Source organism: Anabaena sp. UHCC 0187, from assembly GCF_009712035.1.
GTDB lineage: Bacteria > Cyanobacteriota > Cyanobacteriia > Cyanobacteriales > Nostocaceae > Dolichospermum.
The window spans coordinates 72,371-85,747 of the sequence record NZ_VILB01000013.1; the positions used below are offsets into that span (position 1 = coordinate 72,371).

The following is a 13,377-nucleotide window of genomic DNA, read 5'->3' on the forward strand; positions in this document are numbered from 1 at the left end:
ATTAATAGATGTCAAAGAGTAATTTTTCTGATCTGGTTAATAATCAATCAGAGTCAAATTAATCAAAATTTATTAATCATTGTTAAAACAGTGGTTAAAGAAACTTAAAATTCAGTGGTGACACTTTGATCTTATTGATTTACTGCTAAGGAGTTTTTATCATGTGGTGTGATTTAGGAAAATATAGCACAACAATTGTTCTAACCTGTCTCGTAACAGCTAGTGTTGTGGCTTCAGATATAGCTTTTGCAGCCCGTCAGCGCAACTATAAGCCTGATGAATTCCGATCTGTATTACATGGGTTGGGTTATAACGTTAAAGTTACAAAAGATCCTCTCACTGATGAGGAAACAAAAAAAGCCATCACTGAATTTCAAACAGGCTACAAGCTAAAGATAGACGGGAAAGTTGGACCACAAACCCAAGATCAGGCGGCGACGATTGTCCAAATTTTGCAAGCTAATTTAAATACTGTACTTAAGCCAAATCCTTTACTTCCCCGTGATCAATTTTACAGTTCGCGGCTAGAAGAGTTAGTCAAGGAGTATCAGAAAAAGCATGAACTTCCAGAAACTGGTATTGCTGATTTACGACTTCGCCAAAAACTAAATGAAGAAGTTAAGAACATTATTGGTAAGCCAGTAACTAAGCCAACTCCTACAGCCACACCTACAGCTAAACCTACGGCTACACCAACAGCCAAACCCACAGCTAAACCAACGGCTACACCTACAGCTACACCAACGGCTACACCTACAGCTAAACCTACAGCCAAACCCACAGCTAAACCCACAGCTAAACCAACGGCTAAACCTACAGCTAAACCAACGGCTACACCTACAGCTAAACCTACAGCTAAACCAACGGCTAAACCAACGGCTAAACCTACAGCTACACCAACAGCCACACCCACAGCTAAACCAACGGCTACACCTACAGCCACACCCTAAAAGTAAAGTCAAGAATTAACAAGTAGAAATGACAGGCTATTCGGCCTGTCCTATATTTATGTCAATTTTTATTTATTTCAATTTTAAAGCTTCCGTTGCTGACATTCCCTCGCCTTGAGTACCGAAATACCACAAAGCTGCACTAGCTTCAGCGCGAGTTACAGGTTTTTTCGGTTGGAATAAGGTTGTATAGCCAAAAACTCGGCGAATATTTGATTGTTCAGCATTTTGAAAATCAGCTAAAACTGCCCTTAATGCTTTCGGTTCAATGCTACCTGCATCTTGAAAACCCCAAGTTTGTTTAACGGCTTCTAAATTGGCTGCGGGTAAGGCTTGACGGGTATCTAAAGGAACTTTCCATAAAATTAATTGTTCTCGCGTTAAGGGTGCATCAGGACGAAATAACACGGCTGTGGCATCTCCAGACAAAGCACTGGGAATTAAACCTGCTTCGGCTAATCCTTGAATAACGGGAAAATCAGGATCTTTGGCTAAGATATCCCTAAAAGCTGGTTGAGTGCTGGAGGATGCTAACCGAATTTGTTTAGCAGGATTGTTAGCATACATGGCATTATTAGCCGTAACTAACCAGCGGGCATATTCCCGACGGGTGATAATTTTATCAGGGAGAAATTCCTTTGTTTTCGGTTCGATGGATAATACACCTAATGCTGCTAAATCTTGAATATGAGATCTCCATTCTGGAGGTGCTTTCTGAATATCAGTGAATTCCTGTGCTGTTAAAGTCTCAGGTTGGCTGGTTAGCTGCGGAGTTGGCTGGGTGACTACGTTAGTATTATCAGTTTTAGGCAATACTGGACCAATAAACTGGGAATCGTTGGATGGGGTAACTGGGTTAGTAGCCGTAGCTTGAGAATTGGACGAATATTCAATTAATATTTTAGTAGCTGTTTGGGGTTGATTGGGTTCAGCTTTAGTAACGGTTTGTGGTTTAATTGTGATGTTGATGAGTAAATCATTGCGTCGGGCGGAAAAAGTTCCCTCTACATCATCTTGAGGCTGTTGGACAATCTGCCAGTTTTTAGCCTGAAATTGCTGACGATAAAAGCTGCTAATTAAATTACTAGGATCAGCACTTTGCCACCGAATAGATATTTTATTTTCAGAATTAGCTGGTATAACTTCCTCTAGCTTGGCATTGGGATAAATGGGAATATCTGCGGGAAAATCAGCCGGTAATTTAATTGTTGATGTGTTGGGGTTTGGTGTTATTTGCTGACTCTGAGGTTTGCCAAAGGGAACAGGATTATTTTGCAACTGAGGATCAGCCGCTAATGATTGTTCTAGATTTTTAGCAGATTGACTGTTGGTACAGGCTGTTAAGGAAGATAGTACAACAGCAAAACTTAGGAAGACAGCAGGGCAGTTACGGGAAAACACAAAGAAATCACAAATTGATTTTCACTTCCTACACTAGCATTTTTGGTGGTTGGCTAAATCTTCAATTTTCAAAGGCAATTCTCAACCCCTGCTATTCATCCCCACCCTATGAGTACATTGAGGGTGGAGACTTTGACGATGTGTAACGCTGGATTGAGATTGTTTGGGGGCTGTAATTCCTGAATTAAAAGCCTAGTAGGCGTATAAGTAAGGGCAAATGGCAGCAAAATTCCGAAAAAATTCGTCTTATATCCAAAACCTAGATCGAATTACAGTAGGAAAAATCTAAAATAGATATTAAATTGGAAAAATAACGGCCATTAAGCAACGTCAGTCCATTTTACTTTCTGTAAAGCGTCCCCAGGTTGTTACCAGTGCTGAAACAAGATGTCATGCAAGTTTCCCAGGATCAGCCTATTTATGCTGAGGCTCCACTCCAACTATTGCTGTTTGTTGATGGACGGACTCAATCCCGTCAACAAGTACAGCGAATTCGCGCTTATTTGAAAGAATTAGAGGATGGGTATAGTTTTGAACTACAAATTATTGATGTTGGGGAACAACCCTACTTAGCGGAACATTTTAAATTAGTAGCCACCCCTGCCCTAGTTAAAATTCATCCAGAACCCCAACAGACTATTGCTGGTACTAATATCATTCCGCAATTGAAAACCTGGTGGCCGCGTTGGCAAACCGCCGTTGACACCTTTTTGAAATTAGAGGAAGATTCACAAGAATGTCTGGATGAAAAAAGTCAGGGAATCTTGCCTAAATCTACCATTCATTCCGTTGCAACTTCGGCTGAGACGATTCAACTCTCGGATGAAATTTTTCGTCTGAAGCAGGAAAAGGAAAAACTGCAAGAACAGCTACAGTTTAAAGACCGAGTAATTGGGATTTTGGCCCATGATCTCCGTAATCCTCTTACGGCTGCGTCTATTGCTATTGAAACTCTTCAATCTAATTACAATCCAGATACAGGGGGATTTCAACGCCTCAAACCAGGGTTGGCTATACATTTATTAAAACAAGCCCGTAAACAAACAAAGATAATTGATAGAATGATTGCTGATTTGTTGCAAGTCGGGCGCAGTGAGGATACAGAATTACCAATTATACCACAAAAGTTACAATTAGGAGAACTGTGTTTTCAGATATTAGAGGAATTGAGCGATCGCTACATTGCCAAATCCCAAACAGTGGAAATAGATATTCCCCAAGATTTACCCTGTGTATATGCAGATCCTGAACGAATTCGGCAAGTGCTAGTTAATCTTTTAGATAACGCCATCAAATATACACCTGCTGGCGGCATAATTACTGTAGGGGGATTACATCGCACTACACAAAAAGTTGAATTTACTGTTGGTGATACAGGTCTGGGGATTCCTGAAGAAAACCGCGATCACATTTTTGAGAATCTTTTCCGTCTCCAACGGGATCAAGGTACGGATGGATATGGAATTGGTCTTTGTTTATGTCAACGCATTATCCGCGCCCATTACGGTCAAATTTGGGTAGATTCATCTCCCCAGGGTGGTGCATTGTTTCATTTTACAATGCCAGTATATCCATCGTAGGGGCGGGGTCTCCCCGCCCAATTGTCAATTGTCAGTTGTCAGTGGTCAGTTGTCAGTGGTCAGTTGTCAGTTGTCAGTTGTCAGTTGTCAGTGGTCAGTTGTCAGTTGTCAGTGGTCAGTTGTCAGTTGTCAGTTGTCAGTGGTAAAACTATTACCAATCACCAATTACCAATCACCAATCACCAACCACCAATTACCAATCACCAATTACCAATTACTAAAAATGCCAAATCAATTAATGTATCAACAGGACGATTTTGTTGTTTTGGAAACCAATCAACCAGAACAATTTCTCACAGTGACGGAGTTATTAACAAAGTTGGAAAAAACTTTATCACAAATGCCTCAAGAGGATTTACCACTAGATGTACAAAAGTTAAAGTCTGTAACCGAACAAGCCCAATATTTGCTAGATACAAGTTGTAATTTAGATGTGGGGCCAGGAGAATATTTACAGTGGTATGCGGTACGTTTGGAAAAATAAACTTATTTGTTTAAAGAATCGGGAATAACTACAAGATCCAGCCAATAATTGAGAAAGCCTTGAATAGTTGCTACCAATCTTTTAATATCTATTGGTTTCAAAATATAACTAGCAACAGAATATTGATAACAGGCTTCAATATCTTTGGGGTTAGAAGAAGTAGTAAAGACAATTACAGGAATTGTTTTTAAATGTTCATCCTGTTTGATTTCCTTTAATACTTCTCTGCCATCTGTTCCTGGTAAATTTAAATCAAGTAAAATGAATGCGGGTAGGGGGAAAGCATGGGAATCCTGATAAACACCATTGCGATATAGATAATCTAGTGCATCATCACCATCTGTGCAACGAAAAATAGGGTTGAGAATAGCTTGTTGTTTGACAACTCTATAAAAAGCTTCAAAGTCTTCATCGCTATCTTCAATTACTAAAAAAGGTTTCGTATAATTGCCAATCATTTTTTATTATTTTGATTTAGATTCTAGTTTATGGCTTATTTCTAACAAGTAATGAGAATATAGGAATCATAAATAATTTCCGTTGGCGTAGCCTGCGCTTGTGCTTAAAATATTAAGTAGTGTAGGCATTGCCCACCCTACGTATATAGCGGTTATTGATTGGGTGAAATACAAGAACCCCACCCCCTCCCCGCAAGCGAGGAGGGGGCTTATGACTGTATCTCATTCAAGTGCATACCGCTATAGTATGGCTACACCACGCAAGCTATCAAAAATCAAATAGGAGTCCTAGGTTAACTTATTACTGATAATGTTGATCATACAGCCTTTGTTGCTCGCAATAGTTAAAACAACTTTAATTATTCCCTATTTCCTGCTATAGTTCGTCTCCCTGCAATATAAAGTAGAAGGTACTACCTTCACCATAAGTTGATTCTACCCAAATTTTACCACCATGTTTTTGCACAATTTTTTGAACGATGGTTAATCCTGCACCTGTACCACCACCATATTTGTTAGGACCATGTAGTCGTTTAAAGATGCGGAAAATGGTATCAAAATGTTTATTTTTAATCCCAATACCGTTATCTTTGATGTAAAATTGTAACGGGTTACTATCTTTAATATAGCCAATTTCAATCCATTTTTTATCTTTATCATTGTATTTAATGGCATTGGCTATGAGATTATTAAAAACTTCACTCATCTGAATGCGATCACAAGATATTTTTGGCAAAGATTTGGGAATACGAATTTCTATTTTCTCCTGTTCAATGCGGGGGCTTAACAAATCTATACTGTTATGTAAAATTTTATTCAAATCTGTTTGCTGCATAGATAAATCTATTCTCCCTAAGCGGGCAAAATGCAGAAGTGAATCAATTAGATCTTCCATGCGTTGAGTCAATCGAATTAATGTTCTTAATTTTGACTGACCATCTTCATTGAGAGTTTCACCATAATCTTCAATCAAGAAATTGGAGTAATTATGAATTCCTCGCAATGGTTCTTTTAAATCATGGGAAGCAATATAAGCAAAGGAATCTAATTCATTATTACTGCGTTCTAAATCCCGATTTAATAGTTCCAATTCATCTACTTTTCGCAGAATTACACCAATAATTGAATTTCTCAATTCTAAAGCTGCACTAATTTCACAGGATTTCCAAGGCAATGATTTTAACTGAACTATTTCTTTCCATAGTTCAAAAGATTTACGGGGTAATAGTTGTATATCTTCCTGTTCTATTATTTCTAATGATTGATAAGGATTTCCTCCCCAATCTACAGTTTGTAATACTTCTGGACGAAACCACAAAATATAGTTTTTCTGACTTCTAGAAATAGAAACTACTAGCAAACCACTAGCTAAATCCTGAAATTTTTCGGCATCAGGATAAAAATGATAGAGATTATTAGTGTAAAATATTGCTTCTTGTAGGTTTTCACTGATCCATTGTACTAACTTTTGAATATCCTTTTGCTTAGGTGTGTTACCCAAGGGAATATATTCTCCATCAAAACATATTACTGCGCCTTGGGCATTGACTAAGTTGAGTATATTAATTTCGTTGTTAATTAAACCGCCAATAAAGTTTTTATCTATTGACATATATTCAACTAATTTTGCTTGAATAGATGCCAAATATATTTTATATTGACTATCTTCGTTATCTTCTTTATTAGCTAATTCTAAAGATGCCATCTGTCCTAAAATTTCGCACGCACTACGAATTTCATAGGGGAGATATTTTTGTGATTGATGATGACAAGCGATTAATCCCCAAAGTTTTTGATCTTTAATTAAGGAGATGGTTAAAGAAGCACCTACACCCATATTATGTAAATATTGAATATGGCAAGGTGCAGCACTTCTGAGCATGGAGTTAGTTAAATCTGTGGGCTGATTTATGAGAGGATTATTGTAGGGAATAATTTCTATAAGTTCAGCACTCGTATCTGGTATTAATCTGGTATAATTGGAGGTAAATAATTCTCTAGCTACGCGAGGAATATCTGATTCAGGATAATGTAGTCCTAAATAAGATTCTAAACTTTCTAATTTCTCTTCAGCAATTACAGAACCATGTCCGTCATCATCAAATTTATATAACATTACCCGATCAAATCCGGTAATTTTTCTCACTTCTTTGGCTAAGATTTGACAAAGATCAGGCAAATTATTAGCACCTTTTAACTGAGAAACAGCTAGTTTTATTAACGGATAAAATTTAAAGAAACCTTGATTTTTATCTAAAACAGTGGGTTCTAATTCCAGAATTAAGATGTTATCACTACGATGAATAACGCCATCAAAATTAATATTTTTATCTCCTACTTTAATAGGAAATTCAATGGGATTACTTGATTGTAAATCTTGTTGAGATAAGTAATCTCTAAATATATTAATTTGCTCATTATCTATCAATATACTTAAAGGCTGATTCAGTAAATCTTCTGGTGCAAACCCTAAAAAATGTAATGTATTATTACTAACTTGCAGAATAGTTAATTCTGGTTCTGCGATGGCTAAAAAGACTCCATGGGGTTGAGTAAAACCAATAAATTTTATTGGTTCTGCTTCATATTCAGAAATAGGTAAAAGGTGATTATTCATTTTTTAATTTATGTTTGTTCGGATTCAAAGGTTATGCGCTCAGACTGATATGCAGGTGGTTCAACATGAATTACAATCCTGACGGGATGAAAACGTTGTTCTAATTGTTTTTCGACTTCTTCTGTAATATTGTGAGCAGTTTCTACATCTGGTGCATCTACGATTAAGTGCATTTCTATAAACACTTGACGACCGATGACACCACGGGAAGCGATATCATGACAGTTAAGGACACCGGGTACGGAAACCGCAATTGTATGAATAGTTTCGGGGGCGATCGCCATTTGATCCACAAGCCAGGGTAAATTTTCGGTTAAAACTGACCAACCACTCCAGAATACCAGTAAAGCCACTGGGAAAGCTAGTGCCACATCTAACCATTGATAACCCAGCCACACACCAATTAAACCACCAATAACGGAGATTGTCACCCAGACATCACTCATGGTATGGGTAGCATCAGCGATTAAAATGGAACTACCTACTCTTTTTCCCACATTCCGTTCATAAAAGGCGACAAAAATATTTACTCCCAACACAATTAGTAATAACCACAATTCTGGAGGTGATACTCTCACTGGTTCACCACCTTTGAGAATCCTTTCTACTGCACCTTGGACAATTTCAAAACAGGCTATTCCCAAAAATGCCGCGATACCTAAAGCGCCGACTGCTTCAAATTTATTATGTCCATAAGGATGCTCTCGATCTGGCAATGGTGAAGAAAACTTAATAGCCACTAATCCTAAGACGTTATTAGCACTATCTGTGACACTATGTAAGGCATCAGCCAGCAAACTTAAAGAACCTGTCCAGTAACCTACAAGGGCTTTTAAACCCATCACGAATATGTTAAGGAGCAGGGTAATAATTAAAACTTTTCTTACTTCCGTGCGGTTATCGTAAGTCATATATTAATCTTTTGTTAATCTTGTGTGATTTGTGGAAAAAAAAGACTAGAGAATTTATTTTCTTTAACTCTTACTGTACAACAATAGGTATTTATTTCTCAGAATAACTATATAGGAAATATGTCAAAATTTGCTGGAAATATGTCAAAATTTGCTAATTAAGAATTTATCTCTTTATTGAAGAAAAAGATCCCCAAGTTCTTTGAGAAGTCGAGGATCTGGATATTAGAAATATTCTAGAGAACATCTTCCGGTAATATAGATAATTACGAATAATTGTTAATAAGTAGCTTATGTCTTCTGTACCTCTCACACTGAATTTAGTAGAAGGTTCTGTTTCTGTCAGTTTTTCACCCCAAGCAGCACAAGAATTAAAAGCAGCAATAGATGAATTAATGAAAAGTCTCAAAGTGGTTGCTAGTAAAACTCCAGGTACTGGTAAAGTCAGTCCCCAACCCTCTTTAGAGTATCGTTACACTGGGGATGTATTTATAGAAATATTCTGTAATCCTAATATTTGGCCTACTCCCTTTGCGGCTAAAGTTTTGTTAACAATTCGCAATATGGGGATTCGGTTGACGACAGAAGCGGAACTTACTCGCATTATTGAGGATCTTAATCAGTATTTAGAGCAGTTTTAAATTATCGTCTAAACTATGATTTTTGTGATTTTGATGATTTTTATAATGAATCCCTCATTTTCATCAAAATCATCCTAGAAATCACAGTTAAATTATCGTCTAAACTATGATTTTTGTGATTTTGATGATTTTTATGATGAATCCTTCATCTTCATCAAAATAATCCTACAAATCATAGTTCAGACGTTTTTTCGTTTCCATACTCTATATGGGAATGAATTCTAGAAGCCTCTACCTATGGCTTACGTCACGTTGCGCTATCAATAACAGTAGAGACAGAGCCTCTGAATAGCATTTCCAGTCAGAGGCTGGGAACGAGATTAAACTTGTCACGAAATTTGGGTGGAGGTATTGTTGTTATCCTCTATTTTGCTTTGACTTGTGTTATTCCATGTTCTATGTATACTATGTAATAGGATTTGAGACATTGACAGACAGAACCAAACGAAACTAAGTATGGATTTTGGCAATATGAGTAACTCAGTATATAAAGTATTTGAAGAAATCGAGTTTAAAGCGAAACTACTGGCTCAATACTGGAATAATTTTCACACGGAAATATCCCAGCACCTACCAGAGAGTTATCAGCCAGAAATTCAAGAACTATCCAACAACGATGAAGTGGATGATTTATTAGCATTTACAGAACAGTTGGTAGCTTATTTTCTAATTACTTTAACTATGGATTTTTTCAATGATTGAATCATTTAAACCCAAACTACAATCTTCATTATCTAATGTATTATTGGTATTTTTTATATGCTGGACAATATTTATGGGAGTGACAACATGGAAGATTCAGCATTCATGTCAGCCAATGATTAGACAATTAGATATATCTAAGTCTAATCAATGTATTCCAGATCCTATACCCAGCCCTAGACCAACGCCTACACCCAGTCCTATACCCAGTCCTATACCAACGCCTACACCCAGTCCCAGTCCTACACCAAACCCTATACCGGATGTTGTAGGAGTAGCTGTTGGTGGAGCAGCAATGACTGGTTTAGCAATAGTACAAGCTCCCGTTTTAGCTGTGGTAGCAGCAGGTATAGGAATTTGGTTTCTAGTCAGAACTACTATTAAATTAATAAATGGTAGTTGAAGCGATTTTCTAATTTAGATTTTGCCAATAGGAGTTGAATAAAATGGAATCACCACAAGATCAAGAAACATCAATAATTAATTCTACTGTTGTCAAAATTGTTGTTGTTGGAGTATTAGTTATAATTTTAATAGCAGTATTTTTTATTGCAACTAAAGGTAATGATATTTCTTTTTGCTTATTTAGTCCCAATTGTAATAAGCCAGTAGTAATAAATCCTCCGCCAGATCCAGTTGGTTTTGATGATTTACTGGCAGCAGGAGCAGGTGTAACAACAGCAGCAGTATTAACAGCAATTATTGATGCTCCTATAACTGTTGCCGTAGGAGTTGGAATTGCTATTTGGTGGATTGTCAACGCTTTACTTCATTAAATATTTAGAAAAAATTCATTCATTATTAGGTTATGAAAATCATAGAACTGAATAATATTTCCAAGTCATTTGGACGAGGCTCAGACGCGAAATCAGTATTAAATGGAATTAGTCTCACAATTAGCCAGGGAGAGTTTGTAGTTTTACGCGGAGTGAATGGTTCTGGTAAAACTACTTTACTCAATATTATTTTGGGTCTTCTGAAGCCTGATAGTGGAGAAGCAAAGCTTTTGGGAAGATCACCACAAGAAGCTGAGTCGAAAGCTAGTATTGGTGTAGTTCTGCAAAAAGTAAATGTTCCTAAACATCTCAAGGTTAAAGAATTAGTTAACCTGTTCCGCAGTTATTATCCAAATTCACTTTCTGTTGAAGAAATCCTGAATAAAGTTAATTTAGAAGGTAAACATGATGCCTGGGGTTATAAATTATCTGGAGGAGAAGAACAACGACTTTATTTTGCTCTTGCTTTAGCTGGTAATCCCAAACTATTAATTTTGGATGAACCAACCAGAAATTTAGATGAAGAAGGTTGTACGGATTTCTGGCATCAGGTCAAAAGCTGCGTTCAGGAGGGTATCACTATTCTTATGGTTACTAATAACCAATCTGATTGGCAAGAGCTTAATCATCTTGCTACTCGCTCTATCACTCTCAAAGATGGACAAATTAGTGAAGATAAGGATATTAACAAAAGGGAAGAATTAGCAAAATCATCAGAAATTAATGACAATAAAATTGATTGTTTACCCGGTAAAATCAATACTTTTAAGTCAATGCTGCTCAAACAGATTTGGGCTGAATCTCTACAGTTTGTGCGTAATCCTGGCTACTTGCTAGGTATTATATTATTTTCTTGCTTGATTGTATTTTTCCCACCTGATCAAACTTTAGGTAAATTAGGATTAATATTTTTTGCAGGAATTAATTTATTAACTTTTGCTATTGAGAGATTAGGAAAAATAATAGCATCTGAAAGAATCGAAGGTTGGCTAAAGCTGCTGAGAATTACTCCTCTTCCTCCTGTAATATATTTAAGTGCCAAAATTATTATGGCTCTGAGCATTTTAACAGTTAATCTGACTATTGTTCTTTCATTGGGCGCTTGGAAAATAGGAGTTGAGCAAAGTGTAGGACAATGGTTAATTATGTTTTTCAGTTTAATAATGGGAATAATTCCCTTTGCTATCTTTGGTTTAGCTCTTGGCTATTTGGTTAAACCAAAAAGTATTGATTCTATAGCGGCTCTATCTATTCCTATAGCTTTATTTAGCTGCGGTCTACCTCTACCTGTCCCTAAATTTGTACAAGATTTAATTTCATTTTCCCCTTTTTATCACTATGGCCAATTAGCAATGTGGTCAGCCGCGTTAGATTACGACCAGCATCTTTGGTTACATCTACTATGGTTATTATGGGTTGGATCTATATTTAGTTTGGTAGCACTTTGGGCATATAGACGTGACCAAGTGCTTCAGTAAGATTGAGGAGGTCAACTAGTATTTGGAAAAGTTTTAAATTAATTTACAGCCAACAGTTAAGTTAACAGTTAACAATCAACAATTACCAATCACCAACTACCAAACTTAGTTAAAATAATCAACTAACCTCAAAACAGAAATAAGCCGAAAACTCATGGCAGATCAAATGCAGTGGACAAATGCCCTATCAACCCGTCCTTCCTTAGAAGCGGCTATTACAGATGTCGTAGAACAAGCAATGGCATCTTTAACAGCACCAGCGGATTTAGGGCTGGTATTCATTTCTTCTGCCTTTATGAGTGAGTATTCCCGACTTTTGCCTTTATTGGCGGAAAAACTTTCTGTACCTGTATTAATTGGTTGTAGTGCTGGGGGTGTAATTGGCAGAAAACAGGCAGGAGAAACCGAAGAAATAGAAGCAGAACCCGCCCTGAGTCTGACTTTAGCCCATCTTCCCGGTGTCGAAATCCGACCTTTTCATATTGTCGCGGAAGAATTGCCAGATTCCGATAGTTCCCCCACAGCTTGGGTTGATTTGCTAGGTGTGCCACCTTCCGTAGTCCCCCAATTTATTCTCTTGTCTAGTCCCTTTGCTTCAGGAACGAATGATTTGTTGCAGGGTTTAGATTTTGCCTATCCAGGTTCTGTAGTAGTAGGAGGACAAGCCAGCAGCGGCTTTATGAATGGTCGCGTGGGTTTATTTTGTAATGATAAATTGTATCGGGAAGGTACGGTAGGCATAGCTTTAAGTGGCAATATCGTCTTAGATACTATTGTTGCCCAAGGATGTCGTCCCATTGGTGAACCGTTACAAGTCACTAAAGCGGAACGGAATATTATTGTTGAGTTAGATGAAAAAGTCCCGTTGGTAGTATTGCGAAACTTAATTAGTAGTTTAAGTGAAGAAGATCGAACATTAGCACAACATTCTTTATTTGTAGGTTTAGCAATGGACGAATTTCGGCTAAATCTAAATTCAGGGGATTTTTTAATTCGCAATATTTTAGGAGTAGATCCTAATGCTGGGGCGATCGCAATTGGCGATCGCATTCGTGCCGGTCAAAGGTTACAATTTCATCTGAGGGATGCCGAAGCATCAGCCGAAGATTTAGAAATTTTACTCCAAGAATATCAAAGTGAAAATGCCAGCGAACCCTCTCCCGTAGGCGCTTTAATGTTCACCTGTTTAGGACGAGGAACAGGACTTTATGGCAAACCTAATTTTGATTCTCAACTCTTTAGCCGTTACGTCCACGACATCCCAATGGGTGGCTTTTTCTGTGGTGGTGAAATCGGTCCAGTTAGCGGCAGAACTTTCTTACATGGTTATACTTCTGTATTTGCCATTTGTCGTTCTCTTGGGGAATAGGAGTAGGGGC

Annotated in this window: 13 protein-coding genes; 9 read left to right on the forward strand and 4 right to left on the reverse strand. The window is 37.4% G+C overall.

Features of this window, described 5'->3' with window-relative positions:
- Positions 1 to 161 precede the first annotated feature (161 nt).
- On the forward strand, positions 162 to 950 hold the full coding sequence (locus FJR11_RS13315) for a peptidoglycan-binding protein (protein WP_168504425.1): 789 nt from the start codon (positions 162 to 164) through the stop codon (positions 948 to 950).
- Between the two features lie 72 nt (positions 951 to 1,022).
- Here the strand turns inward: FJR11_RS13315 and FJR11_RS13320 are convergent, their stop codons facing one another.
- Positions 1,023 to 2,351: an S-layer homology domain-containing protein gene (locus FJR11_RS13320; RefSeq protein WP_168504427.1), complete on the reverse strand. Its 1,329-nt coding sequence runs from the start codon at positions 2,349 to 2,351 to the stop codon at positions 1,023 to 1,025.
- Positions 2,352 to 2,725: 374 nt separating this feature from the next.
- Here FJR11_RS13320 and FJR11_RS13325 point away from each other — a divergent pair, with 374 nt between their 5' ends.
- Together FJR11_RS13325 and FJR11_RS13330 are read left to right on the forward strand one after the other, a co-directional pair.
- On the forward strand, positions 2,726 to 3,931 hold the full coding sequence (locus FJR11_RS13325; RefSeq protein ID WP_371417529.1) for a histidine kinase: 1,206 nt from the start codon (positions 2,726 to 2,728) through the stop codon (positions 3,929 to 3,931).
- Between the two features lie 223 nt (positions 3,932 to 4,154).
- Positions 4,155 to 4,415, forward strand: a complete 261-nt coding sequence (locus tag FJR11_RS13330) for a chlororespiratory reduction protein 7 (protein WP_168505542.1) — start codon at positions 4,155 to 4,157, stop codon at positions 4,413 to 4,415.
- A 2-nt stretch (positions 4,416 to 4,417) separates the two neighbouring features.
- Here the strand turns inward: FJR11_RS13330 and FJR11_RS13335 are convergent, their stop codons facing one another.
- The 3 genes from FJR11_RS13335 to FJR11_RS13345 form a co-directional block, all read right to left on the reverse strand.
- Positions 4,418 to 4,873: a response regulator gene (locus tag FJR11_RS13335; protein ID WP_168504429.1), complete on the reverse strand. Its 456-nt coding sequence runs from the start codon at positions 4,871 to 4,873 to the stop codon at positions 4,418 to 4,420.
- A gap of 376 nt (positions 4,874 to 5,249) precedes the next feature.
- Positions 5,250 to 7,490, reverse strand: a complete 2,241-nt coding sequence (locus FJR11_RS13340) for an ATP-binding protein (protein ID WP_168504431.1) — start codon at positions 7,488 to 7,490, stop codon at positions 5,250 to 5,252.
- 8 nt (positions 7,491 to 7,498) lie between these two features.
- Positions 7,499 to 8,401, reverse strand: coding sequence for a cation diffusion facilitator family transporter (locus tag FJR11_RS13345; protein WP_168504433.1), 903 nt, complete (start codon positions 8,399 to 8,401; stop codon positions 7,499 to 7,501).
- Positions 8,402 to 8,694: 293 nt separating this feature from the next.
- On the opposite strand from FJR11_RS13345, the gene FJR11_RS13350 reads away from it, so the two are divergent.
- The 6 genes from FJR11_RS13350 (at position 8,695) to FJR11_RS13375 (ending at position 13,367) form a co-directional block, all read left to right on the forward strand.
- The gene (locus FJR11_RS13350; RefSeq protein WP_168504435.1) at positions 8,695 to 9,042 is read left to right on the forward strand and encodes a hypothetical protein; all 348 of its coding nucleotides are present in this window, start codon (positions 8,695 to 8,697) and stop codon (positions 9,040 to 9,042) included.
- Positions 9,043 to 9,513: 471 nt separating this feature from the next.
- On the forward strand, positions 9,514 to 9,744 hold the full coding sequence (locus FJR11_RS13355) for a hypothetical protein (RefSeq protein ID WP_168504437.1): 231 nt from the start codon (positions 9,514 to 9,516) through the stop codon (positions 9,742 to 9,744).
- Positions 9,737 to 10,147 (forward strand): hypothetical protein, encoded by a 411-nt coding sequence (locus FJR11_RS23325; protein WP_174763044.1) that lies wholly within the window; start codon positions 9,737 to 9,739, stop codon positions 10,145 to 10,147. Before FJR11_RS13355 ends, FJR11_RS23325 begins: the two co-directional genes overlap by 8 nt.
- A 43-nt stretch (positions 10,148 to 10,190) precedes the next feature.
- Positions 10,191 to 10,520 carry a hypothetical protein gene (locus FJR11_RS13365; RefSeq protein WP_168504439.1) on the forward strand — a complete coding sequence of 110 codons (330 nt, stop codon included), beginning with the start codon at positions 10,191 to 10,193 and terminating at the stop codon, positions 10,518 to 10,520.
- Positions 10,521 to 10,552: 32 nt separating this feature from the next.
- Positions 10,553 to 11,998, forward strand: coding sequence for an ABC transporter ATP-binding protein/permease (locus FJR11_RS13370; protein ID WP_168504441.1), 1,446 nt, complete (start codon positions 10,553 to 10,555; stop codon positions 11,996 to 11,998).
- Between the two features lie 154 nt (positions 11,999 to 12,152).
- A complete protein-coding gene (locus tag FJR11_RS13375; RefSeq protein WP_168504443.1) occupies positions 12,153 to 13,367 on the forward strand; it encodes an FIST N-terminal domain-containing protein in 1,215 nt (404 codons plus the stop codon).
- The last annotated feature ends 10 nt before the right edge of the window (positions 13,368 to 13,377 follow it).